The sequence below is a fragment of the Lysobacter sp. GQ73 genome, assembly GCF_059758755.1.
Genome location: NZ_JCAXEE010000004.1, coordinates 111,825 through 137,039, shown reverse-complemented (window position 1 = coordinate 137,039; position 25,215 = coordinate 111,825). Strand labels below are relative to the sequence as shown.

The following is a 25,215-nucleotide window of genomic DNA, read 5'->3' as shown; positions in this document are numbered from 1 at the left end:
AGGGCGGCCCGCAGGGATGCGGGCCGTTTTTCATCGGGACAGGGAGGTCCCGTATGAAAAATCACCGCGGAGGCACCGAACGTGCGGGCAGGTGATTCAAAGAGAAGCATTTTTCTTTGGTTACCTTTCTTTTGTTGCTTCAGACAAAAGAAAGTAACCCGCCGCTTTAGTGGCGGAAGCTCTGGGTTTGATCTTGATCTTGATCTTCCACGAAGTATGCGCCGCGAGCCCGCAACGGCGCGGTCGCGGCTTGCGCCGCTCCTACCCTTTAAGCCTCGCAGCCGAGCGTTTCGCAGCTGTTGCTGTGCGCCGTTCCGCACTAGCGAAGGCCATAGAAGACCCGGAGGGCGGCCCGCATGGATGCGGGCCGTTTTTCATCGGGACAGGGAGGTCCCGTATGAAAAATCCCCGCGGAGGCACCGAACGTGCGGGCAGGTGATTCAAAGAGAAGCATTTTTCTTTGGTTACCTTTCTTTTGTTGCTTCAGACAAAAGAAAGTAACCCGCCGCTTTAGTGGCGGAAGCTCTGGGTTTGATCTTGATCTTGATCTTCCACGAAGTATGCGCCGCGAGCCCGCAACGGCGCGGTCGCGGCTTGCGCCGCTCCTACCCTGGCGCAAACACGACGTCTCGACGAATGACAAAGGCCTCGCCATTCCTGCGCGTCCCGCGGTCGCGACTCACGTCGCTCCTACACAGGCCTTACCAATATGACGCGAGATCGAAGCATGGCGGTCGCGGCCCACGCCGTTCCTACAAGAGCGGCGTCCCGAACGCAGATGCGAAACCTCACGCCGCGTCGTACAACGCCATCCACTCCGCCTCGGCCCGGGCCAACTCCGCCGCAACCTTCTCGCGCTGCTTGGCCAGCTCGGCGGCGTTGTCGCCGCCACCGGCGTACTTGGTCGGGTCGGCCAGGTCCATGTCCAGGGTGTGCAACTTGGATTCCAGCTCGGCCACGCGCTTTTCCGCTTCCGCCAGCTTGACCGGGTTGACCTTGCGACCGCCCTTGCCGCCCGCAGCCTGCTTGGCGGCCGACGCGGCCGCGGTCGCCTGCGCGGCCGCCTTGGCCACCGCCGCGCCCTTGCCGTCGTTGCTGTTGTCGCGGGTGCGCAGCCACACCGCGTAGGCGTCGAGGTCGCCGTCGAACGGCTGGGCGACGCCGTCGGCCACGCGCCAGAAGGTTTCGCAGACCAGGCCGATCAAGTGGCGGTCGTGCGAGACCAGCACGATCGCGCCGGCGAAATCCGACAAGGCCTCGGCCAGCGCTTCGCGCACGTCCAGGTCCAAGTGGTTGGTCGGTTCGTCGAGCAGCAGCACGTTCGGCTTGCGCCAGGCGATCATCGCCAGGGCCAGGCGCGCGCGCTCGCCGCCGGAAAAACCGTCGACCGATTCGAAGGCGCGGTCGCCGGGGAAATTCCACTTGCCGAGGAAGTCGCGCAACTGCTGGGTCGGCACGCCGGGAGCGATTTCGGCCAGGTGGTCGATCGGGCTGACGCCGGCATGCAGCGATTCGACCGTGTGCTGGGCGAAATAACCGATGCGCAGGTCCGGATGGCCGCCGCGTTCGCCGGTCAGCAACTCCAGCTCGCCGACCAGCGACTTGACCAGTGTCGACTTGCCGGCGCCGTTCGGGCCGAGCAAGGCGATGCGGTCGCCGGCTTCGAGGATGAAACTGACGTCGTCCAGCACCACGTGGTCGCCGTAACCGCAATCGGCATGGATCAGGCGCAGCAACGCGTGCGGCAGCTTGGCCGGCGCCGGGAACTCGATCCGCATCGCGCGTTCCATCCGCACCGCCTCGGTGCCGACCATCTTGGCCAGGCGCTTGACCCGCGACTGCGCCTGCTTGGCCTTGGCCGCGCTGGCGCTGAAACGGTCGATGAAGCTCTGCAGGTGGGCGCGCTCGGCCTGCTGCTTTTCGTGAGTGATCTGCTGCAGGCGCAGGTGTTCGGCGCGCTGGCGTTCGAACGAGGTGTAATCGCCGGTATACAGCTTGGCCTTGCCGTCGTGCAGGTGCAGGGTGTGGGTGGTGACCTCGTCGAGGAACTCGCGGTCGTGCGAGATCAGCAGCAAGGTGCCCGGGTACTTGAGCAACCACTGCTCCAGCCACAGCACCGCGTCCAGGTCCAAATGGTTGGTCGGCTCGTCGAGCAGCAGCAGGTCCGACGGCGTCATCAGCGCGCGCGCCAGGTTCAGGCGCACGCGCCAGCCGCCGGAGAACTCCTTGACCGCGCGTTCGTGGGTATCGGCGGAAAAGCCCAGGCCGTGCAGCAGCTTGCCGGCGCGCGCGGTGGCGTCGTAGCCGCCGAGCTCTTCGAGCTGGTGGTGGGCCTCGGCGACCGCTTCCCAGTCCTCGCGCTCGACCGCTTCGCGCTCCTCGACGATGACTTTGTAAACGTTGGCGTCGCCGGACAGCACGAAGTCCAGCGCGGCATCGTCCAGGGCCGGGGTTTCCTGGGCCACGCTGGCGATGCGCACGCGGTTGGGCACGTCGATGTCGCCGCGGTCGGCCTCGACCTCGCCCTGGATCGCCGCGAACAGCGAGGACTTGCCGGTGCCGTTGCGGCCGATCACGCCCACCCGCCAGCCGGCGTGCAGGGTCAGGTCTACGTTGGACAGCAGCAGGCGTTCGCCACGCCGCATGGCGAAATCACGGAAAGAAATCATGCGGATATGGTCGCATGACTGATCCGTATTTGCTCATGAACACAAGTTCGGCCGTTGCCGGGGCGGCCGTCGAATAATCGGGACGTCGGCCTCAGACCGCCCCCACGCGTCAACGAGCTCGCCTCCCGCGGCAAAGCGCCCCTCGCGCCGGCCGTGGCGGCGGCGCTCGCCCTGACGTTCCCCCGTTCGACCGCCCGGAGCCCCCATGTCCCGCCGCCTGTCCGTGCTCAGCACCGCCGTATCGATCGCCCTGGCCACCGCTCCCGCCTGGGCCCAGGCCCCCGATGGGCAAGACCCGGCCGCCCCGGCTTCGACCGCTCCCGACCCGGGCGCCGCCAACCCGACCAACCTCGACACCCTGATTGTCACCGGCACCCGGGTCAGCGACCGTACCGTCGCCGAATCCACCGCGCCGATCGACATCATCACCCCGCAGACTCTGGAGGCCACCGGTACGGTCGAGCTGGCCACCGCGCTGTCGCGCGCCCTGCCCTCGTTGAACTTCCCGCGCCCGGCCATCACCGATGCCACCGATGCGGTGCGCCCGGCGCAGCTGCGCGGCCTCGCCCCCGACCAGGTGCTGGTGCTGGTCAACGGCAAGCGCCGCCACACGACCTCGCTGATCAATCTCAACGACAGCATCGGCCGCGGCTCTTCGCCGGTGGACCTCAACGCGATCCCGATTGCGGCGATCGAGCGCGTCGAAGTGCTGCGAGACGGCGCCTCGGCGCAGTACGGCTCCGACGCCATCGCCGGCGTGGTCAACATCGTGCTCAAGGGCCGCGGCACCGGCGGCAGCGTCGCCGCACGCTACGGCCAGTACAGCGCCGGCGACGGCAAGCAGTACCAGCTGTCCGGCGACGCCGGCTTCCAGCTCGGCGAGAACGGTGCGGTGCACCTGTCGGCCCAGGGCGGCCACAGCGACAACACCGACCGCGCCCGCCCCTACCTCGGCCCGGTCACCCCGACCAGCAACCCGCCCGGCAAGGTGGTGCACCGCTACGGCGACCCGGAGATCGACCAGGCCGCGCTGGCCTACAACGCAACGTGGAGCCCAAGCGAAGGGGTCGAGTTCTATTCCTTCGGCACCGCCAGCCGTCGCCGCGCCATCTCCAACGGCTACTTCCGCGCCCCCGGCAATCCCAACAACATCCGCTCGGTGTACCCGGACGGCTTCCTGCCGCAGATCGACAACGTCAGCCAGGACCGCGCCTTCGTGCTCGGCCTGCGCGGCCAGACCGCTGGCGGCTGGAACCTCGACCTGAGCTACAACTACGGCCAGAATCAGCTCGACTTCGACGTGCGCAACAGCATCAACCGCACCCTCGGCGCGGCCTCGCCGCGCGACTTCTACATCGGCGCGCTCGAAGTCACCCAGAACGTGCTCAACGCCGACTTCAACAAGTCCTTCGACGTGGGCTGGCTCGAGTACCCGCTGACCGTGGCCTTCGGCGGCGAATGGCGCGGCGAGAAGTTCAACCAGTCGCCCGGCGAACCGGCCTCGTATGTCGCCGGTCCCGAGCCCGGCGCGCCCGGCGCGCAAGTGTTCCCGGGCTTCACCCCGTCGGACGCCAGCCGCCGCAACCGCAACAGTCATTCGTTCTATGCCGACCTTGAAGCCGACGTGACCGCCAAGCTCTCGCTCGGCGCCGCCGCGCGCTACGAGCGCTACAGCGATTTCGGCGAAACCACCTCGGGCAAGCTGTCGGCGCGTTACGCCTTCACCGACAAGGTCGCCCTGCGCGGCACCCTGTCGACCGGCTTCCGCGCACCGTCGCTGCAACAGCAGTTCTACCAATCGACCCAGACCGTGATCGTGCTGGGCGACCCGACTCCGTTCCAGGTCCGCACCTTCGCCGTCGACGACCCGGCCGCGATCGCGCTCGGCGCCGAGCCGCTGAAGGCCGAGGAGTCGACCAACATCGGCCTGGGCCTGGTACTGCAGCCGGTCGAATCGCTGTACATCACCGTCGACGCCTACCAGATCGACATCGACGACCGCATCATCCTCTCGGAAAACCTGCGCGGCCCGGCGGTGGCGAGTTTCCTGGAAGCGCGCGGCCACCGCGGCATCACCGGCGGCCGTTACTTCACCAACGCCGTCGACACCCGCACCCGCGGCATCGACATCGTCGGCAGTTATCGATGGTCGCTCGCCGCCGGCGCCATCGACCTGACCGCCGGCTACAACCGCAACAAGACCACCCTGGAGCGCATCGCCCCCAACCCGCCCGAGCTCACCGCCGGCGGCGTCAACCTGCAGCGCATCGGCCGCGTCGAACAGGGCCGCATCACCCGGGGCGCCCCGCGCGACAAGTTCTTCCTCGGCGGCAGCTGGACCACCGGTCCCTGGCGCTTCGACGCCACCACGACCCGCTACGGCGAGTTCCATACCTTCAACGACGACCCCAGCGGCGTGCGCGACCAGACCTACCGCGCGAAATGGACCCTCGACCTCGCCGCGACCTACGCCGTCGACGGATGGGAGTTCACCGTCGGCGGCGACAACGTACTCAACGAATACCCCGACGAGTCGATCTACGCCAACAGCGAAAGCGGGCAGCTGCCGTATAGCGGCAATTCCCCGTTCGGGTTCAACGGCGCGTTCGCGTACGCCAAGGTCGGGTACAACTGGTGAGCCGGTAGCGGCGACGAGGGTCGCCGCATCCGATCGGGAGGCCGCCGCAGGGCGGCCTTTCTGATAGTGGGGTTTGTTCAACCCGAGAGCGACCGGCCCCTCGATGGCACGATCGTCAGGTCCTGGCCGATGCGCCGCGAGACCGCAAGCCCGCGGTCGCGGCTTGCGCCGCTCCTACCCAAGAGCAACGTCGCAGTTGGCGGTTCCGTTGCCGCGCCGTTGCCATGAAGATTTTACTGTTGCTGTGCGCAGCCGAGCACTCGCAAAGACCGTAGAAGACCCGGAGGGCGGCCTGCAAGGATGCAGGCCGTCTTTCATCGGGACACGGATGTCCCGTATGTAGATCCCTGCGTCGGCATCGCTCGTGCGGGCTCTTGATTCAAAGAAAAGCAACTTCTTTGGTTACCTTTCTTTTGTTGCTTCAGACAAAAGAAAGTAACCCGCCGCTTTAGTGGCGGAAGCTTTGGGTTTGATCTTGATCTTGCCTGAGGGAGACGTCGCGAGACCGCCACAGCGATGTCGCGGCTTGCGCCGCTCCTACCCTGGCGAAGGCCCGCCGCTTCGACGAACGGCGACGGCCCCGGCATCTCTGTGCGTCCCGTGGCCGCGGCTTGCGCCGCTCCTACCTGGCGACGGCACGCCGCGTCCACGGATGACGACGGCCTCGCTATCTCTGCGCGCAACCCAGCCCCCACCACCCCATTTCGCGCAAATCCGCGCCCGATCACTCCGAAGCCCCGCGCACAGCTGAACTCGCATTCATCCCTACACCTCCCGCGAACACGGACCGATCCCCGCCGACCGCCAGACCGTCACACCCGCACCACCCCTTGCGCGCAAGTCTCCGACACGTATCCGCACCGGCGCCGCCTGCCTGTCCACGGGTAAAAATGTTTCAGAAACAATCATTTGCAAGCGCCACAACAACGAGAAAGACTTGCATCCAACGGCCTCGCGACACATCCTAAAAGGACTACATCACAGGAGAGCCGATGCATCACACGTCCCTGATCGCCATCCTGGTAGCCGGTTTCGTACTCGCCTTCATCTTCGGCGCCATCGCGCAACGCCTGCGACTGTCGCCGCTGGTGGGCTATCTCATCGCCGGCATCGTCGCCGGACCCTTCACGCCGGGCTTCGTCGGCGACCAGACCCTTGCGCCGCAATTGGCCGAAATCGGCGTGATCCTGCTGATGTTCGGCGTCGGCCTGCATTTCTCCCTGCGCGACCTGCTCGAGGTCAAGAACATCGCCTTGCCCGGCGCGATCGTGCAGATCGTCGCCGCCACCGCGCTGGGCTGGGGCCTGGCCTGGCTGCTCGGCTGGAGCCACGGCGCCGGCCTGGTGTTCGGCCTGGCGCTGTCGGTGGCCAGTACCGTGGTGCTGCTGCGCGCGCTCGAGGAACGGCGGTTGGTCGAGACCGCCAAGGGACGCATCGCGGTCGGCTGGCTGATCGTCGAAGACCTGGCGATGGTGCTCGCGCTGGTCTTGCTACCGGCGCTGTCGGGCCTGCTCAAGGGCGAAGCCACCGAGGGCTCGGAAGTGTGGAGCCAACTCTTCATCACCCTGGCCAAGGTCGGCGCGTTCATCGCGGTGATGCTGATCGTCGGCCGCCGGGTCATCCCCTGGATTCTCGAACGCGTGGCCGGCACCGGTTCGCGCGAGTTGTTCACTCTGTGCGTGCTGGCGATAGCGCTCGGCGTCGCGTTCGGTTCGGCCGAACTGTTCGGCGTGTCGTTCGCGCTCGGCGCGTTCTTCGCCGGGATGATGCTAAACGAGTCCGAGTTCAGCCATCAGGCGGCCGCTGAGACCCTGCCGCTGCGCGATGCGTTCGCGGTGTTGTTCTTCGTCTCGGTGGGCATGTTGTTCAACCCGATGATCCTGGTCGAACGGCCGGTGGAAGTGGTCGCCACTTTCGCGATCATCGTGATCGGCAAGTCGGTGGCTGCCTATGCCATCGTGCGCGCGTTCGGAAAACCCAATTCGACCGCGATCATGATCTCGGCCAGCCTGGCCCAGATCGGCGAGTTCTCGTTCATCCTCGCTACCCTCGGCGTGGAACTGAAAATCCTGCCGAAGGAAGGCCAGGACTTGATTCTCGCCGGCGCGCTGCTGTCGATCATCGTCAATCCGCTGCTGTTCGCCTGGCTCGACCGCAAGCAGGCGCGCGAGGCCGCGGCCGCGATCGAGGCGAGGATCGACCCGATCGCGCCGCCGGTGCCGGCCGATATCGACCAACACGTGATTCTGATCGGCTACGGCCGGGTCGGCAGCGAGCTCGGCCGCCTGTTGACCGAGCACAAGGTGCCGCTGGTCGTGATCGACGGCGAGGACAGCCTGGTCGACAAGGCGCGCGCCGCCGGACTGCCGGCGGTGTTCGGCAACGCGGTCAACGAGCGGGTGCTGCGCGAAGCGCGGCCGGAACGCGCGACCACGGTGATGGTGGCGATCCCGAACGCGCTCGAAGCCGGCGAGATCATCGCCCGCCTGCGCGAGATCAACCCGGCCCTGAGCATCGTCGCCCGCGCCCACAGCGACAACGAGGTCAAGCACCTGCTCGAGCACGGCGCCGACGGCGCGGTGATGGCCGAGCGCGAGCTGGCCCACAGCCTGGCCGAGATGGTCATGGCCGCGCCGGTCTACCGCGGCGCGCGCCAGCTGCCGCCTTCGACCGCGCTCACCTGAGCGCGGTTCTTCCGCTTCGAACAGACACGAGTCCAGAACGACCATGAGCGAGCCCGACCACTCCAGCACCGACGCCGCATCCGACGCCACCCCGCAACTCAGCGCGGCCGAAGCGCGCATCATCGGCAGCCTGATCGAGAAGGAAGCGACCACTCCGGACGTTTATCCGCTGACCCTCAACGCCATCGTCACCGCCTGCAACCAGAAGACCGCGCGCGAACCGACGATGCAACTGGAACAGGGCGAGGTCGCCAATGCCCTGCGCCGGCTGGAGACGCGCGGCTGGGTGAAGTCGCAGCACAGCTCGCGCGCCGAGCGCTATTCGCATCGCGCCGCCACCGTGCTCGACCTGACCCGTCCGCAGACCGCCCTGCTCGGCTTGTTGCTGCTGCGCGGGCCGCAGACCACCCACGAACTGCTGTCGCGCAGCGAACGCATGGCCAAGTTCGAATCAGTCGGCGACGTGCAGTACGCGCTGGAGCGCCTGGCCCAGCACACCCCCGCCATCGTGCGGGTGATCCCGCGCCAGAGCGGGCAGCGCGAAGACCGCTACGGCCATTTGCTCAGCGGCGAACCGGTGTATGTCGGCGGCGGGTCGGGCGATGAAGGAGGCGGCGCATCGGCCCCCTCCTCGGCCTTGCTCGAACGCATCGCCGCGCTGGAAGCCAAGGTCGCCGAATTGGAAGCCCGGCTGGAAGCCGCCGGGGCCTGAGCGCGGGCGGTCGCGCCTGCCCCGAGGCCTTCGGGGCAGGAGCGGCGCAAGCCGCGATCGTCATCGCCCGCGATCGCGGCGTAATGCAAAACCCGCGTCGCGACCTCTGTAGGAGCGGCGCAAGCCGCGACCGCCATCGGCCCCGATGACCGCGCAATCGGATGCATAACGGCATGACAGGAATGGGCAGGATTTCGATTCGCGACCGGCACTGTCGCCGCAGCGGGTCACTGCGCGGTCGCGGCTTGCGCCGCTCCTAACCCTTCAGCGCAGCGCTGCGCCGCGACTCAACCCCGATCCTGCAGCGGCAGGTAGATATCGGTGCGCAGCAGCGGCTCCGGCACTTCGTCGGGGTCGTCGAGATATTCGTGGTGCAGCGGCGCATCGCGCAAGGATTCGCCGCTGTCGGGCAACCAGCGCGCCAGCAAGGCATCGGTCAGCGCCTCCAGTCCGTCGAAGGCGCCGACGTGACGGACGCGGGCGTAGCGGCCGCCGCCCAATCGCATCGTGTGCAGTCCGTCGCCGGCGTCGGGTTGCACCGGCGCGCCGAGGGCGATCATGCAATCGAAGGCGCAGGCCTGCGGCGGGGTGTCGCGGCGGTCGTCCCAGGGCACGCCGAACAGACCGGTCAGGGTATCCAGCAGGCCGCGCTCGGCGGCCCAGCCGAACAGGCGGCCGAAGCCGTCGTTCTGCTCCGGGTAGGCGCCGGTGACGCGCAAGGCGAGCACGTGGAAGGGATCGACGCTGACCACCTCGACCCGTAACGGCGACGACTGCGCGGACTCGCTCTCGGCCGGCAGCGACAGGCGTTCGATCTCGCGCCGCAGGCGTTCGGGTTCGGCGCGCAACTCGCTCGGGGTGCCGCCGACGCTCTGGCGGAACGCGCGGGTGAACGCCTGCGGGGTGTGGTAGCCGACCGCGAGCGCGGCGTCGGTGATGCTGCGCTCGGCGCTGGCGAGCAGCTGCAGCCCTTGCAACAGGCGCAGTCGCGCCACGGTCTGGCCGGTGGTCTCGCCGGTCATCGCGCGATAAACGCGATGGAAGTGGAACGGCGAGAACGAGGCCGCCTCGGCGAGCCGGTTCAACTCGGGCGGCTCCTCGCCGCGCGCGATCGATTGCTCGATCAGGGCGACCGCGCGGTCGATGCGGCGCTGGTGGACATCGCGGGTGCCGGCCTTCGAGGCGGGGCCGCTGCGTTCCTGGCTCGGGCATTCCTGGCTCGGGCGTTCCTGATTCGGGCGTTCCTGGCTCGGGTGCTGCTTGACCGATGACATGGCCGTGCTCCTTGCGGACGGTATGGGATCGGTGTCGAGCCTGGCAGGTCGGCGCCATCGCCGCGGTTCACATCTTGCGCTTTCGCAACCGGCCGGACCGGGCGCCCCGGATCGGCCGCGCCGGCGCCCGTCAGTAGGACAGCGCCAGGGCGACCAGCACCGCGGCTTCGGTGAGTTCGGTCAGCGCGCCGCAGGTGTCGCCGGTCATGCCCTGCAGGCGCCGCAGGCAGGCATGGCGCCAGTAAGCGAACACGAGCGCGGCGACGGCAAGCGCCAGCCCCCCGCGCCAGCCGCCTATCGCGCAGAACCCGGCGCTGGCGACGAGCGCGACGAGGCAGGCCGCGCGCGGCGCGTCGACCAGGCGCTGGCCGAGGCCGCCGCTGCGCACGTACGGCAGGCTCACGAAGGCCAAGGTCAGGGCCGCGCGCGCCAGCACCGGCGCGATCAGCAAGGCGACCCAGGCCGGCGCCGGCAGGCTCGCCAGGGCGGCGAACTTCAACAGCAGCGCCAGCACCACCGCGACCACGCCGACCGGGCCGCTGCGTGGGTCCTTCATGATGGTCAGGGTACGTTCGCGAGTCTGCTCCGGCGTGGCGCCCATGCCGCCGACCCAGGCGTCGGCGCTGTCGGCGAGGCCGTCCAGATGCAGGGCGCCGGTCGATGCCACCCAGGCCGCGAGCAGCAACGCCGCCGAGATCGGCGGCGGCCGAGTCTGCAGGGCCCAGGCCAGTGCGCACAGCAGCAGGCCGATCAACAGGCCCGCGGCCGGATACCAGGCCAGCGAGCGCGATTGCGCCTGGGGATCGTCGAACACGCGCGCCGGCACCGGAACCCGGGTCAGGAATCCGATCGCGGCCAGTAAAGCGCGCATCAACCGTCGACCGGGTCCGCTTGCTGCTCTTGCAAGGACGCCTGCGCCGAGGCGAATTCGTTGGCGTGGCCCGGGGCCGGCGGCCACGACAGCGGATGCAGCGAGGCGTGGGCGACGTCGATGTTGAGCATTTCGTTGTAACGCCGGCCGGCGGCCAGGCAACGCAGCAGGCGGATCACGCCGCCGTGAGTGATCACCAGCACGCGGCGGCCGGGATACTCGCGCAGGATCTCGGCGAGCGCGCCGGTCAGGCGCGCGGCGAACGCGGCGAAGGTTTCCGCGCCGGGCGGCGGATACGCGACCGGGTCGGCCCAGAACCGCGCCAGCGCCTCGCCTTCGTGGTTGGCGATGGCGTCGACCGGCCGGCCCTGCCACTCGCCGAAGTGGTATTCGCGCAGCCGCGGCTCCAATGCCAACGGCAGCCCGCGCGACTGCGACAGATCGCGCGCGAACGCGGCGCATCGCTGCAACGGCGAACTCACCACGACGTCCCACTCGCGCCCACGCACCGCGTCGCGCATCTGCCACCAGCCCAGTTCGAGCAGGCTGTCGTCGAGCTGTCCGCGGTAGCTGCGATGGCCGGTGTCGCCATGGCGCAGCAGGTCGATCAGGGTGGCGCTGGAACTCATCGCATCGGCTCCGGTCCTTGTGCGCGGCATGGGTTCGTCGGGGCCCACATCATGCCTGTTGCAGGGCCGCCTCGGACACTCCCGCCTCAGCGAAGGTGGCCATGCCGTTGTGCAGGGCGCAGGCCGAGCGCAGCAGCGGCACGGCGACCGCGGCGCCGCTGGCCTCGCCCAGGCGCATGCCGAGGTCGAGCAAGGGCTGCGCGCCAAGCGCCTGCAGCACCGCGGCGTGGCCGCGTTCGTGCGAACGATGCGCGTACAGGAACCAGTCGCGGCAACTCGGGTTCAGGGCCTGGGCGACCAGCGCGGACACGCTGGCGATGAACCCGTCGACCAGCACCGGCAAGCCGGCCTGGGCCGCAGCGATATAGGCGCCGGCCAATGCGGCGATCTCGAAACCGCCGAGGCAGCGCAGGCGCTCCCATGCGTCGCCGGCTCCGGCGTGCAGGACCAGCGCGCGTTCGATCACGCCGACCTTGTGGGCGATGCCCTCGGCATCGAGGCCGGTGCCCGCGCCGCTCAATTCGGCCGGGGAACGGCCGAGCAAGGCGCTCGCGAGCGCCGAGGCCGAAGTGGTGTTGGCGATGCCCATCTCGCCGCCGATGAACAACTGCGCCGCGCCGTCGAGCGCGGCGCGCACGCTGGCGGCGCCGGCGCCCAGGGCCGCGCGCAACTGCGCCTCGCTCATCGCCGGCGCGTCGCAGAAGTTGGCCGTGCTCTCGGCGATGATCGCCCGATGCACGCCGCGGATCGGGCCGGGGTCGTTGACCGTGCCGAGGTTGACCACGTCGAGGGTCGCGCCGAGGCTGCGCGCGAGCACGCTGATCGCCGCGCCGCCGTGGGCGAAGTTGCGCACCATCTCGCCCGTCACCGCCTGCGGGAACGCCGAGACGCCCTCGGCGGCGACGCCGTGGTCGGCGGCGAACACGCTGATCCAGACCCGGTCGGCTTTCGGCGTCGGCGTGCGCTGCAGCGCCGCCAGCCGCACCGCGAGCTCCTCCAGCGCGCCGAGCGAGCCCGGCGGTTTGGTCAGCCGGGTCTGGCGCGCGCGCGCCTGGCTTTCGATGTCGGCGTCCGGAGGTGCGCAACCGCGCAGCCACCACTTGCTTTCGTCGTTCAAGTTCCGGTTCCTCGCGTACTCGGCTCCGCAGCGAGCGGAGCGCCTTTCAATACCAGCGGCAAACCCGCCGCCACGAACACCACCCGGTCGCACAACGTACCGAGCGCTTGGTGCAGGCGCCCGGCCTCATCGACGTAGCGGCGCGTCAACGCGCCCATCGGCACCACGCCGAGGCCGACCTCGTTGCTGACCAGCAGCACCCGGCCCGGCAGATCCGCGAGAGACGACAGCAAGGCCTCGCGCTCGCGCCCGAACACGGTCTCGTCTTCAGCGCCGAGCAGGTTGCTGAGCCACAGGGTCAGGCAGTCAACCAACAGGCAGCGGTCCGGCGCGGCATGGCGGCCCAGCGCCGCGGCCAGGGCGATCGGCTCTTCGATGCAGCCCCAATGCGCCGGGCGGCGCGCGCGATGGTGGGCGATGCGTTCGCGCATTTCCTCGTCTCCGCCCTGGCCGGTGGCGAGGTAGACGACCTCGTCGGACTCGGCCGCCAGGCGTTCGGCCAGCGCGCTCTTGCCCGAGCGCGCGCCGCCGAGGATCAGGCTGTGCATAGCGCTTCCTCCAAGCCGAACCATTGCGCGAGCCGTGCGGTGTCGAGATGGGCCTCGACCGCATCGGCGAGCCGATCGATGCTGGCCTCGCGCAGGCCGCGCATGTCGAGCGGCTCGGCGTCGGCCAGGCCGGCCCAGCGCAGCAACGCCGCCAGCGCCGCCGGCTGGTCGAACAGGCCGTGCAGATAGCTGGCGAGAATCTGGCCGTCGGCGGAGACGGCGCCGTCGGCGCGGCCATCGTCCAGACGCAGGGCCGGCGACGCCAGCGCCGGGCCGCGGCTGATGCCGCAATGGATTTCGTAACCGGCCGCCTCCGCTGCACCGTCGCTGTCGCCGTCGCCGATGGAGAGGCGGCCGCGCACGTTGCGCAGTTGCTTGTGCGAGTCGAGTTCGGTTTCGAGATCGAGCCAGCCCAGGCCCTCGCTGGAACCCGGCTCGCCTTCGATGCCGAGCGGGTCGTGGACCGCACGGCCGAGCATCTGCAGGCCGCCGCAGATGCCGATCAGCTTGCCGCCGTAACGCAGATGCCGCCCGATCGCCTCGGCCCAGCCGTTGCGCCGCAGCCAGGCGAGGTCGCCGCGGGTCGACTTCGAGCCCGGCAATACGATCAGGTCGCAGACCGGCGGCGCTTCGCCCGGGCCAACGAACACGCAATCGACCTGCGGATGCGCCCGCAGCGGGTCGAAGTCGTTGTGGTTGCTGATCCGCGGCAACGCCGGCACTGCCACCCGCAGGCGCGCCCCGGCCCCGCCGGCGCGCTCGCGCGGCAGCGCGTCCTCCGCCTCCAGGTGCAGGCCGTGCAGATACGGCAGCACGCCGAGCACCGGTTTGCCGGTCTCGCGTTCGAGCCAGTCGAGCCCGGGTTGCAGCAAGGCGATATCGCCGCGGAACCGGTTGATGACGAAACCGACCACGCGCGCACGCTCGCTTTCGGACAACAGCGCCAAGGTGCCGACCAGATGCGCGAACACCCCGCCCCGGTCGATGTCTGCGATCAACAGCACCGGGCAGTCGACCGCCTCGGCATAGCCCATGTTGGCGATGTCGTTGGCGCGCAGGTTGATCTCGGCCGGGCTGCCGGCGCCTTCGACCACAACCGCGTCATAGCCTTCGACCAGGCGCCCGTGCGAGGCGAGCACGGCGTCGAGAGCGACCCGCTTGTAGTCGTGATAGCCGCGCGCATCCATGTTGGACACCGCGTGGCCGTGCAGGATCACCTGCGCGCCGGTGTCGCTGTTGGGCTTGAGCAGCACCGGGTTGAAGTCGGTGTGCGCGGCTACCCGGGCCGCCTGCGCCTGCACCGCCTGGGCGCGGCCGATCTCGCCGCCGTCGGCGGTGACCGCCGAGTTCAGCGCCATGTTCTGCGGCTTGAACGGCGCCACCGCAACCCCGCGCCGATGCAACCATCGACACAGCGCGGTCACCAAAGCGCTCTTGCCGGCATCGGAGGTGCAGCCCTGCACCATCAGCACGCGCGCGCTCACGACGCAGTCCTCGCGCCGACGGTCTCGGCCAGCGCCGCATCCAGTCGCGCCCATTGCGCGGCGTCGCCGGGCAGGCCGAAGCGCAGGCTCGCCGGCGCGTCGAACAAGCGGGTAAGAATGCCGCGCCGGGCCAACGCTTCGTGCAGCTGCGCGGCCTCGTCGCTGCGATGCCATTGGAAGAAGGCGCTGCCGCCGCTCGGCGCGAGGCCATGCGCGTGCAGCAATTCGGCCAGGCGCGCGCCTTGGGCACGCAGTCGCACGCGCATCGCCGCCTGCCAGTCGCGGTCGGAGAAGGCCTGGCGCAATACGTAACGGGTCGGGCCGGCCACGGCCCAGGGGCCGAGCCGGTCGCGCAAGCGTTCCAGCAGGGCCGGCGCGGCGCAGACGAAGCCGGCGCGCGCACCGGCCAGGCCGAAGAACTTGCCGGCCGAACGCAGCACGACCAGCCCCTCGCGCCCGCTGTGCGCGCACAGGCTGTGGTCGGGCGTGGCGTCCATGAAGGCCTCGTCGATCAGCAGCCAGCCGCCGCGCGCGGCGAGGCGTTCGTGCAGGCCGAGCAGGCGTTCGCGCTCGAAGCGATCGCCGCCGGGGTTGTTGGGATGGATCAGCACGATCACGTCGAAGTCGTCGGCATCGGCGATCAGCTCGTCGGCCGTGCGCAACTCGACCCGATGGCCGCAGCGGCGCCAGGCGTGCGCATGTTCGGCATAACCCGGCGCCAGCACGCCGACTCGCGACGCTTCACGTAGTTCAGGCAGGGCCTGGATCGCCGCCTGCGAGCCGGCGACCGGCCACAACGCCGGCGCCGCGTAGTAATCGCGGGCCGCTTCGACCAGCCCGTCGTCGTCCTCGGGCAGCCGATGCCAGGCGCGCGCGGGAATCTCCGGCACCGGCCAGGCCACCGGGTTGATGCCGGTGGACAGGTCCAGCCAGCGTTCGGGCGGGATGCCGTAACGCTGCGCGGCACGTAGCAGACGGCCTCCGTGCTCAAGCATGCGTTGATCTCCTGCCGCTCTTTGGAACCGCATCGTGCCTGCGAAAATGCAGCGATTGCGTGATGAAGGAAAGGTCGAACGCGACGCCGCATAGCGACGCGCCGATAGCGAAACACAGGGTCTTCGTCGCGATCAATGAATGCCTCGAAGCACAATGTATATCGCAATGAGTATCGACCGGCCGCAGCAGTGCGCGCGCGGCCGGTGCGGGCGTGCCGGCGGCGGCATGCGCGACCGCGAATGCCGTCACCCCCAGCAACCACAGCACCACGCCGCGCCCGACCAGGCTCTGCGCGCGCACGATCGTGCGCGCGTCCGGCGCCTGCCCTGCGCCGAGCACCGGCCGTTGCTCCCACACGCCGTGGTAAGGCGCGGCGCCGCCGAGGCGCACGCGCAAGGCCCCCGCCCCCGCCGCCATCACCGGGCCGGCATTCGGGCTGTCCCAGCGCGGCGCCTGCCGGCGCCAGCAACGCAGCGCGGAGGCGGTGTCGCCGAGCACCGCGTAAGTCGCCGCGGTCAGGCGCGCCGGCACCCAGTTCAAGACGTCGTCGATGCGCGCTGCGGCCCAGCCGAAGCGTTCATAGCGCGGGGTTCGATAGCCCCACATCGCATCGAGCGTATTCGCCAGCCGATACAGCACCGCCCCGCCGGGCCCGAGCACGGCGAACCAGAACAGCGCGCCGAACACCGCGTCGTTGCCGTTCTCCAGCACCGACTCGGTCGCCGCGGCGGCGACGCGTTCGGCATCGAGCGCCGCGGTGTCGCGGCTGACGATGCGGCCGACCGCCGCGCGCGCCGCGTCCAGGTCGCCGTCGCTCAGTGCGCGCGCGACCGGCGCGGCGTGTTCGCCGAGGCTGCGCAGACCCAGCACGAGATACAGCACGCCGGCCGCGTAGGCGGCGCCCAGCCACGGCGAACGCGCCTGCAACTCGAACTGCAGCCCGGCCGCGAGCAGGCTCGCCGGCAACACCGCCGCGGCCCAGGCCAGCACGCCGAGACCACGACGGTCGCCGTAGCAGCGGGCTTCGATCGCCCGCGCCATGCGCCCGAACCCGACCAGCGGATGCGCCCGCCGCGGTTCGCCGAGCAGGCGGTCCAGTACCACTGCGCTCGACATCGCGATGGCGAGCGTCGGCAGGCTCATGGCTGCAGGAGCTCGAGCGCCGCGACCGGGTTCGAGGGGAAATAGAAATGGACGAAACTCGCGCTCATGCGGCGGTCGCGGTACACCGCTTCGCGGCTCGGCCCGCCATTCGGGTTGACCGATTCGGCGATCGCCGCCGCCTCGATCTCGGCGCGGGCGTAATGGAAGGTATGCCCGCGCAAGCTGCCCTCGGGCAGCTCGACCGATTGCAGACCGAGCGCGGCCATGCGGGCCTGCATCACCGCATGCCCGGGCAGCAGGCCGGCCATGGCGGCGCGCTCGCCCTCGCGGTCGGTCAACGAGTCGAGCGCGTACAACAGGCCGCCGCACTCGGCCAGCAGCGGCTTGCCGGCGTCGCGATGCCCATGCAGGGCGTCGCGCAATACGACGTTGTCGGCCAGCGCCTGCAGGTGCAGCTCCGGATAGCCGCCGGGCAGCCAGGCCGCATCGCACTCGGGCAGGCCCTCGCCGGCCAGCGGCGAGAAAAACCTGAGCTCGGCGCCGGCCGCGCGCAGCAGCTCCAGATTGGCCGGATACAGGAAACAGAACGCGGCGTCGCGGGCGATCGCGATGCGGGCGCCTCGCAGCAGCGCCGGTACCGGTGCCGCCTCGACCGGCTCGATCGCGACCGGCGGCGGCAGGCTCCCATCGGCGTGCTCCCCCCAGGCATCGGCGAGCGCATCGAGCCGCGCGTCCAGGTCGCCGAGTTCGCCCGCCGCGACCAGGCCGAGGTGACGCTCGGGCAGGGCCAGGCCGGGATCGCGCGGCAAGGCGCCGAGCCAGCGCAGCTCGGGCGGCAGGCTGTCGCGCAGCAACTGCGCGTGATAGGCGCTGCCGATGCGGTTGGCGGCGACGCCGTACACCTGCAGGCCGTCGCGATAACGCGCCAGCCCGGTCGCCAGCGCGCCGAAGGTCTGCGCCATCGCCGAACCGTCGATCACCGCGAGCACCGGAATGCCGAGCCGCTGCGCCAGGTCCGCGCTCGACGGCGAACCGTCGAACAGCCCCATCACGCCCTCGATCAGGATCAGGTCGGCCTCGCCGGCGGCCGCATGCAGCCGCGCGCGCACGTCCTGCTCGCCGCACATCCACAAATCGAGTTGGTAAACAGGTTGCCCGCTGGCGCGTTCGAGCACCATCGGGTCGAGGAAATCCGGTCCGGTCTTGAACACCCGCACCCGCCGCCCCTGCCGCGCGTGGCAGCGCGCGATCGCCGCGGTGACGCTGGTCTTGCCCTGGCCGGAAGCGGGGGCGGAGACGAGCAAGGCGGGACAGGCTCGGGACTGGGGACTGGGGACTGGGGACTCGGCCGAAGCCGCGGCGGCGGCCGCAGTCGCGGGTGTGCCCGGGGACACCTCTGATTTTCTGTTGCCGGAAGCCATATCGCTTGTCCTGTCAGTGTCTACGCATCCCGCTTGCGAGTCCCGAGTCCCGAGTCCCAAGTCCCGAGTCCCAAGTCCCGAGTCCCGCGCTAAAGCTCAATCCCCTTCTGCGCCTTGATCCCCGCCTTGAACGCGTGCTTGACCACACGCATCTCGGTGACGGTGTCGGCCGCTTCGATCAGGGCATCGGGGGCGCCGCGGCCGGTGATGACCACATGCTGCCGCTCCGGGCGCGCCGCGACTGCGGCGAGGACGTCGTCGAGTGCGACGTAGCGGTGCGCGAGGGCGATGTTCAATTCGTCGAGCAGGATGAAGTCGTAGCCGGGGTCGGCCATCATCTTCGCCGCGATCGACCAGGCCGACTGGGCGGCGCGGATATCGCGCTCCTTGTCCTGGGTCTCCCAGGTGAAACCTTCGCCCATGACGTGGTAGTCCAGCTCCTCGAAGCGCCGGAAGAAGGCCTCTTCGCCGGTCGAGAAGCTGCCCTTGATGAACTGCACCACCCCGCACTTGAACCCATGCCCGAGCGAACGCGCGAGCATGCCGAAGCCCGAGGAGCTCTTGCCCTTGCCGTTGCCGGTGTTGACCACCAGCACGCCGCGCTCGATCGTCGCCTGGGCGATCTTGCGGTCGATCAGTTCCTTCTTGCGCTGCATGCGTTCGCGGTGGCGCTCCTCGCTGCTCGCAGCGAAACCGGCGCGATCGCCCGGGCCGTCGGTGTCGTGCGCGCTCATGCGGCCGCTCCGCTGCGTTGGCGCGCCACCAGGCTGCGCACGAGGGCATAGACCACGAAGGCCAGGCCGACATAACCGGCCAGGGTGCCGAGCGCGCGCGGGTAGTACTGCGGGATGCGGTCGATGAAACCGGCCAGGCTCGCGTCCGGATAGCGGCCGGACAGGAAATAGAACCCGCCCTTGGAAATCAGGTAAGCCGCCACCGAAGTCGCCAGCATCACCAACACCAGCCGCGGCGCCGTGCCCCAATGGTCGCGATGCAGATGCGCATACGCGCGCCCGCCCAGCCATAGCGCGCCATAGGCCAGCGCCAGCGCCCAATACGCCGGCGACAGGCACCAGTCGGTGATGCGGCCTAGCGCCAGGCTGCCCAGGTCGAGCGACGAGGACAGCACGAAGAACGCCGGGAACGCCCAGACCGGGCGCAGCAAGGCGCCGACCAGGAAGAACACCGCCCACGACGCGCTGGGCAAGGCGTCGACGCTGGCGAAGTGTTGGCCGCGGGTGCAGATCATCAGCAGCGCCAGCGACGCGCCGGTCGCGATCAGCGCCGGCCGCGATTCCAGCGGCAGCACCGCGGACGAGGCGACGGGAAGAGAGTGGGACATTTCAAGCTCCGGACGGCGTAGGGACGGCGACTGCGGCGACGATCAACGGTGAGCGCTCGGCTGCGAGACCGACGGCCGGGCGATGCGCGCGATCGCGGCGTGCGCGACGAGCGCCACCGCGATGTAACTCATGGTGGTGCGTACGAACAGCGGACCCCAGCGCCAGGCCCGGCTCAGATACTCGGCGAGGTTCGGCTCGGCGTAGCGGCCGCCGAGCCAGTAGAAGGCGCCGTTGGAAATCAGGAACGAGACACTGGCGGCGCCGAAGGCCACGCCGAAGGCCCGGGCGAATCCGCGCCAGCCGGCCGGCATCCGCGGCGCATACCAGCGCGCGGCGTACCACAGCACTGCGTAGGCCAGCAGCAGGAAGGCATACGAGGGCGTCACGCAGTAATGGTCGAAGAAATTCAGGCCGCGCCCGGTAATTGCGAGATAGTCGATGGCGACCGCGGCGAGCAGGAACACCGCAAAGCCCAGGTGGCGGCGCAGATACAGGCCGCCGAGAAAGAACACCGCCATCGAGGCGTCGGGCAGATGCAGCAGGTCGCCGAAGTGATGGAAGCGCGTGGCGATCATCGCCATCAGCAACAGACAGGACACGCTCAATTGGATGGGGCCGGGCAAGTTTTTCATCGCGACTCTCGATAGGCGCCGGCAACCCGGGGGCCGCCGGCGAAGCCCGCGACGCGGGCCGAGGCTGCTGATCCGTCAGCGGGAAGGCCGGTAACGCAAGCTCAACAGATAATTGCGCCCGGGCTGGTTGTAGAACGCGGCGGTTTCGTACCGCCGGTCGAATACGTTGTTCGCGGCCAGCTGCAGGCTCCAGGCCGGGTTGAAGGCGTAGCCCAGGCGCAGATCGGCGAGCGCGTAGCCGGCGAGGCGGCGGGTATTGGCCAGGTCATCGTAGCGATCGCCCGCGGCGTAGACGCTGGCGCCGAACGACCAGGCGCCGTCGCCGACCGCGAAGCGGCGGTCGGCATCGATGCGAGCGCTCTGCCGGGCACGCCGCGGCAGCAGCTTGTCGCGGCTGGCGCCGCGGCTGTCGTTGCGCGGGTCCAGCCAGGTCGCGCTGGCGCGCAGATCCCAGTCGGCCAATCGGGCGTCGAACGCCGCTTCCAGGCCGCGGATGCGTGCACGGTCGACGTTGCCGGGCAAACCAGTCGAGGCGTCGTACGCGATCAGGTCGTCGATGTCGCTCTCGTAGGCGTTGAGCGACCACACGTGCTGGCGGCGCGCGCCGTGGGTGCCGCGCAGGCCGATCTCGACGCTGCGCGAGGTCTCCGGCGCCAGGCCGGCATTGCCGTAGCCGGGGTAGTACAACTCGTTGAAGGTCGGCGCCTTGAACGCGGTGCCGTAGCTCGCGGTCAAACGCAGCGCCTCGCTGAAGTTCCAGCCCCACAACAGACTGCCGGTGGTCTCGCCGCCGAACTGGCTGTCGTCGTCGCGGCGCAGGCTGGCCTGCAGCGCATGCGCACCGAAACTCTGCTGCCACTGGCCGAAGGCGCCGCGCAGGATGCGGGCGTCGCGGGCATAACGGGTGTTGCTGTCGATGCGGTCGCGCTGCCAGTCGAAGCCGAGCGTGAGCAGGCCGATGCCGATGCCGATGTCGCCCTGCACCGAGCCGAGCTGGCGGCGGGTCTCGAAGGTGCTGGAGTACTTGCCGTTTTTGTAGGTGTCGCTGAGGTCTTCGCTGCGTCCGGCGCTGGCGCTGAGGTTGAAGCGGTCGCTGGGCCGGTAGCGCAACCTGGCTCCGGCGACCTGTTGCACGCCGTCGGCCTCGTTGTTCTGGCTGCCGTCGTACTGGTTATGGTTTTCGGCGCGCAGCAGCCGCGCTTCGGCGTCCCACTGCTCGTTGAAGCGATAACCGCCCTGCAAGGTCAGCGAATCGCTGCGATAGCCGTCGCGGTCCGGCGAGTTCGTGAAACATCCGGCGCCGCCCGGTGAGGGCTTGCCGCGGCAGGCGTTGATGCCGTCGGTATCTTCGTGCGCGGCATGGATCGAGTACCAGCCGCGCTCGCCCTTGCCGGCGACGCCTGCGCTGCCGCGGTGGGTGGCGTAACTGCCGATCGTGGCGCTGAAGCTCGGCACGAACGCACCCTGCGGGCGCCGGGTGAAGATCTGGATGACGCCGCCGATGGCCTCGGAGCCGTACAGACTGGAGAACGGGCCGCGCACGATCTCGACCCGCTCGATCTGCTCGACCGGAATGTCCTGCAGCGAGGCGCCGCCGCTGGTCGCCGAACCGATCTTGACGCCGTCGATCAGCACCAGCACATGGTCGGATTCGCTGCCGCGCAGGAACAACGAAGTCGCCTTGCCGGGGCCGCCGTTGTTCGCGAAGGATGCGCCCGGCGTGCCGCGCAACAGCTCCGGCAACGACCCCGGCTGCAGACGTTCGATCTGGGCGCGGTCGATCACGGTCACCGCGGCGAGCGTGGCGTCCTGGGTCTGGGCGGTGCGGGTCGCGGTGACCACGACCTGGTCGAGATCGACCGCGGGCGCGGCCGGCGCCGAAGCGGCGAATGCGCAGCCGGCGAGCACGAAAGCGCTGCGCGCAGGAAAGCGCGCAAGGCGCGGGGATACGGAAAAACGGAACGTCACGGTCGGCTCTCCATGGCCGCGCCTCACCCGCGCGGCCTAGATCAGGTCGTGACAGGCAGACGGCAGAACGGAGACGGCGCGCGCGCCGATGCCCCGGACACGGCCCTCCGCCTGTCGGTTCGCGCTCCGGGCCGGTCTCCGGGCTTGCGAGCGGAGTCGGCCCGAGATCGGACCGGTCTCCCGTACCGCGCCTTCCCGTGTCGGAACACAGTGGCGTCGAGCGGTACGTGTACTCGCTTACCGTTGCGGGGGCAGCTCCGGATTGACCGACCTGGCGAACGCCAGAAGCGGGGACCGGATTCCCGTTTCAATCGCCGACTGTGTCGGCGATCACCTTGAGCGCGCGCATCTTAGCAGTGATGCGCGGCGAGGACGCCACCGGGTGAGTGCGAGCGCGCTGGCGATCCCGGTGTCGCGGCCAAGCGCTCCGCGCAAGGCCCGGCCCGGGATCGTCATCCCCGCGAAGGCGGGGATCCACGGCTCCATCGCGGCGTCAATCCGAAGTCTGTGATAGCCGCTTCGCGGGATGGCTTAGGCGAGGGCACAAAATCCGTTCCGCGCCCAGCACAACGGCCGCTGGCCCTCCCTGGCCCCTCAAACAGTGTGCTTTACCACTTTTTTACTACTTGCGTTATGCAAGATTTGGCCGCTTTATTGACCGGTTGTTAGGTTCGTGTTAAATCCGGATGACATCGCTGTCATCCCCACCAAGGAGTCGTCATGCCCGTCCGCCGCACCTTCGCCGGTTCACGTCACCCTCTGGCCCTCGGCCTCCTGGTAGCGCTCGCCGCGCCGGTCCACGCGCAGGACGCGCCGCAAAGCGACCCCAAGACCCTGGACCAGGTCATCGTCACCGGCACCCGCGTCTCCGACCGCACCGTCGCCGAGTCCACCGCGCCGATCGACATCATCACCCCGGAAACCCTGGAGGCCACCGGCACCGTCGAGCTGGCCACCGCGCTGTCGCGCGCCCTGCCCTCGCTGAACTTCCCGCGCCCGGCCATCACCGACGGCACCGACGCGGTGCGTCCGGCGCAGCTGCGCGGCCTGGCCCCCGACCAGGTGCTGGTGCTGGTCAACGGCAAGCGCCGCCACACCACCGCGCTGATCAACCTCAACGGCAGCCAGGGACGCGGCTCCTCGCCGGTCGACCTCAACGCGATTCCGATCGCCGCGATCGAACGGGTCGAAGTGCTGCGCGACGGCGCCTCGGCCCAATACGGTTCCGACGCGATCGCCGGCGTCATCAACGTCGTGCTCAAGGGCAGCGGCACCGGCGGCAGCATCGCCGCGCGCTACGGCCAGTACAGCGCCGGCGACGGCAAGCAATACCAGTTGTCCGGCGACACCGGCATCAAGCTCGGCGAAAACGGCTGGCTGCACTTGGCCGCGCAGGGCGGGCATCAGGATCAGACCAATCGCGCACGCCCGTTCCAGGGCCGCGTCGAACAGCGCTACGGCGATCCCGAAATCGACCAGGGCGCGTTCTCCTACAACGGCGAGTACAGCCCGACCGAATACCTGAGCTTCTATTCGTTCGGCAGCTACAGCGAACGCGACGTGCTGTCGAACGGCTACTTCCGTTTCGCCGGCGACCCGCGCAACATCCCGTCGATCTATCCGAACGGCTTCCTGCCGCAGATCCACAACGTCAGCAAGGACCGCGCCGCGGTGTTCGGCCTGCGCAGCGAAACCGCCGGCGGCACCCAGATCGACCTGAGCTACAACTACGGCCACAACGGCCTGACCTTCGACATCGAAAACACGCTCAACCGCAGCCTCGGCCCGACCTCGCCGACCCAGTTCTACGCCGGCGCGCTGGAAGTCACCCAACACGTGCTCAACCTGGACTTCACCAAGTCGGTCGACTTCGGCTGGCAGTACCCGGTGACCTTCGCCTGGGGCGCGGAATGGCGCGGCGAGGAGTTCTCCGAACGCGCCGGCGAGCCGCTGTCCTACGCCAACGGCGGCATCGCCGCGCCGAACGGCCAGATCATCCCGGGCGCGCAGGTGTTCTCCGGTTTCCGCGCCAGCGACGCCGGCGACTTCGACCGCCACAGCTATTCGGTCTATATCGACGCCGAAGCCGACCTGACCGACAAGTTCTCCCTGGGCGCCGCCGCGCGTTACGAGAGCTACAGCGATTTCGGCGAAACCACCTCGGGCAAGCTGTCCGGCCGCTACGCCTTCACCGACCAGGTCGCGCTGCGCGCCACCGTCTCGACCGGCTTTCGCGCGCCGTCGCTGCAGCAGCAGTTCTTCCAGTCGATCGCCACCAACTTCATCAGCGGCATTCCGTACGAAATCGGCACCTTCCGCGTCGACAACCCGGCCGCCGTCGCCCTGGGCTCGGAAGCGCTGAAGGCGGAGGAATCGACCAACTACAGTCTGGGCCTGGTGCTGCAGCCGGCCGATCAGCTTTACATCACCATCGATGCCTACAACATCCAGGTGAAGGACCGAATCCTGCTGTCGGAAAACCTGACCAGTACCGCGGTGCGCAACTATCTCAACGCCAACGGCTATCCCGGCATCGGCGGCGGCCGCTATTTCACCAACGCCGTCGACACCGACACCAAGGGCATCGACATCATCGCCACCTACGGTTGGGACCTCGGCTCGGGCAAGTTCAACCTCACCGCCGGCTACAACTACTCCAAGACCGAGATCGACACGATCGCGCCGAACCCGCCGCGCCTGGCGGCGATCGACCCGGCCGCGGTGCGCATCGGCCGCACCGAGATCGGCCGCATCACCAAGGGCGCGCCGCGCGACAAGTTCTTCCTCGCCGGCGACTGGAAGACCGGCAACTGGAACTTCACCGCCACCGCCACCCGCTACGGCGAGTTCACCGAACTGCACGCGACCGACCCGCGCCAGGACCAGACCTTCGGCGACGAATGGACCCTGGATCTGGCCGCGACCTATCGCCTCGACAACTGGGACTTCACCATCGGCGGCGACAACGTGCTCGACGCCTACCCCGACGAATCCAAGCTGGTGCGCGGCACCCGCAACTACCTGCCCTACAACACCGCCTCCCCGTTCGGCTTCAACGGCGCCTTCGGCTACGTCAAGGTCGGTTATAAGTGGTAAGGCGTAGCGGCATGCAATTGCAGTGATGC

Annotated in this window: 17 protein-coding genes, 1 pseudogene and 1 riboswitch; of the genes and pseudogenes, 4 read left to right on the top strand and 14 right to left on the bottom strand. The window is 69.2% G+C overall.

All coding sequences use genetic code 11. From position 1 onward, the window contains the following. Window positions 1-788: 788 nt before the first annotated feature. The gene (locus AC6CH2_RS13180) at window positions 789-2,669 is read right to left on the bottom strand and encodes an ABC-F family ATP-binding cassette domain-containing protein (protein ID WP_498269630.1); all 1,881 of its coding nucleotides are present in this window, start codon (window positions 2,667-2,669) and stop codon (window positions 789-791) included. Between the two features lie 205 nt (window positions 2,670-2,874). Between AC6CH2_RS13180 and AC6CH2_RS13175 the strand changes: the two genes are divergently transcribed. From AC6CH2_RS13175 to AC6CH2_RS13165, 3 genes are all read left to right on the top strand, one after another. After that, window positions 2,875-5,307 (top strand): TonB-dependent receptor plug domain-containing protein, encoded by a 2,433-nt coding sequence (locus AC6CH2_RS13175; RefSeq protein ID WP_498269629.1) that lies wholly within the window; start codon window positions 2,875-2,877, stop codon window positions 5,305-5,307. A 992-nt stretch (window positions 5,308-6,299) separates the two neighbouring features. After that, complete coding sequence (gene ybaL / locus AC6CH2_RS13170; protein ID WP_498269628.1) at window positions 6,300-7,991, top strand: YbaL family putative K(+) efflux transporter; 1,692 nt, start codon at window positions 6,300-6,302, stop codon at window positions 7,989-7,991. A 43-nt stretch (window positions 7,992-8,034) separates the two neighbouring features. Then, complete coding sequence (locus AC6CH2_RS13165; protein WP_498269627.1) at window positions 8,035-8,703, top strand: YceH family protein; 669 nt, start codon at window positions 8,035-8,037, stop codon at window positions 8,701-8,703. 287 nt (window positions 8,704-8,990) lie between these two features. Here the strand turns inward: AC6CH2_RS13165 and AC6CH2_RS13160 are convergent, their stop codons facing one another. From AC6CH2_RS13160 to btuB, 13 genes and pseudogenes are all read right to left on the bottom strand, one after another. Beyond that, window positions 8,991-9,977, bottom strand: a complete 987-nt coding sequence (locus AC6CH2_RS13160) for an AraC family transcriptional regulator (protein ID WP_498269626.1) — start codon at window positions 9,975-9,977, stop codon at window positions 8,991-8,993. A 130-nt stretch (window positions 9,978-10,107) separates the two neighbouring features. Beyond that, window positions 10,108-10,851: an adenosylcobinamide-GDP ribazoletransferase gene (locus AC6CH2_RS13155; RefSeq protein ID WP_498269625.1), complete on the bottom strand. Its 744-nt coding sequence runs from the start codon at window positions 10,849-10,851 to the stop codon at window positions 10,108-10,110. Further along, window positions 10,848-11,477 carry a histidine phosphatase family protein gene (locus AC6CH2_RS13150; protein ID WP_498269624.1) on the bottom strand — a complete coding sequence of 210 codons (630 nt, stop codon included), beginning with the start codon at window positions 11,475-11,477 and terminating at the stop codon, window positions 10,848-10,850. The genes AC6CH2_RS13155 and AC6CH2_RS13150 overlap by 4 nt, the downstream gene beginning before the upstream one ends. Window positions 11,478-11,526: 49 nt before the next feature. Further along, entirely contained in the window at window positions 11,527-12,594 is a 1,068-nt protein-coding gene (cobT, locus tag AC6CH2_RS13145; protein WP_498269623.1) for a nicotinate-nucleotide--dimethylbenzimidazole phosphoribosyltransferase, read from the bottom strand. Beyond that, entirely contained in the window at window positions 12,591-13,142 is a 552-nt protein-coding gene (gene cobU / locus AC6CH2_RS13140; protein WP_498269622.1) for a bifunctional adenosylcobinamide kinase/adenosylcobinamide-phosphate guanylyltransferase, read from the bottom strand. The genes cobT and cobU overlap by 4 nt, the downstream gene beginning before the upstream one ends. Further along, window positions 13,130-14,626, bottom strand: coding sequence for a cobyric acid synthase (locus AC6CH2_RS13135; protein WP_498269621.1), 1,497 nt, complete (start codon window positions 14,624-14,626; stop codon window positions 13,130-13,132). Before AC6CH2_RS13135 ends, cobU begins: the two co-directional genes overlap by 13 nt. Next, window positions 14,623-15,621, bottom strand: a complete 999-nt coding sequence (gene cobD / locus AC6CH2_RS13130) for a threonine-phosphate decarboxylase CobD (RefSeq protein ID WP_498269620.1) — start codon at window positions 15,619-15,621, stop codon at window positions 14,623-14,625. Before cobD ends, AC6CH2_RS13135 begins: the two co-directional genes overlap by 4 nt. 229 nt (window positions 15,622-15,850) lie before the next feature. Continuing rightward, window positions 15,851-16,765, bottom strand: a pseudogene (gene cbiB, locus AC6CH2_RS13125) (adenosylcobinamide-phosphate synthase CbiB); the annotation flags it as partial. Next, on the bottom strand, window positions 16,762-18,030 hold the full coding sequence (locus AC6CH2_RS13120) for a cobyrinic acid a,c-diamide synthase CobB (protein WP_498269619.1): 1,269 nt from the start codon (window positions 18,028-18,030) through the stop codon (window positions 16,762-16,764). The pseudogene cbiB and the gene AC6CH2_RS13120, both read right to left, overlap by 4 nt. A gap of 206 nt (window positions 18,031-18,236) precedes the next feature. Beyond that, a complete protein-coding gene (gene cobO / locus AC6CH2_RS13115; RefSeq protein WP_498269618.1) occupies window positions 18,237-18,881 on the bottom strand; it encodes a cob(I)yrinic acid a,c-diamide adenosyltransferase in 645 nt (214 codons plus the stop codon). Then, window positions 18,878-19,489, bottom strand: coding sequence for a hypothetical protein (locus tag AC6CH2_RS13110; protein WP_498269617.1), 612 nt, complete (start codon window positions 19,487-19,489; stop codon window positions 18,878-18,880). Before AC6CH2_RS13110 ends, cobO begins: the two co-directional genes overlap by 4 nt. A 42-nt stretch (window positions 19,490-19,531) precedes the next feature. Beyond that, window positions 19,532-20,122 carry a hypothetical protein gene (locus AC6CH2_RS13105; RefSeq protein ID WP_498269616.1) on the bottom strand — a complete coding sequence of 197 codons (591 nt, stop codon included), beginning with the start codon at window positions 20,120-20,122 and terminating at the stop codon, window positions 19,532-19,534. Between the two features lie 75 nt (window positions 20,123-20,197). After that, a complete protein-coding gene (gene btuB, locus AC6CH2_RS13100) occupies window positions 20,198-22,090 on the bottom strand; it encodes a TonB-dependent vitamin B12 receptor (protein ID WP_498269615.1) in 1,893 nt (630 codons plus the stop codon). Window positions 22,091-22,202: 112 nt separating this feature from the next. Next, window positions 22,203-22,443: riboswitch (cobalamin riboswitch) on the bottom strand. 367 nt (window positions 22,444-22,810) lie between these two features. Between btuB and AC6CH2_RS13095 the strand changes: the two genes are divergently transcribed. Further along, window positions 22,811-25,186, top strand: coding sequence for a TonB-dependent receptor plug domain-containing protein (locus tag AC6CH2_RS13095; protein WP_498269614.1), 2,376 nt, complete (start codon window positions 22,811-22,813; stop codon window positions 25,184-25,186). The last annotated feature ends 29 nt before the right edge of the window (window positions 25,187-25,215 follow it).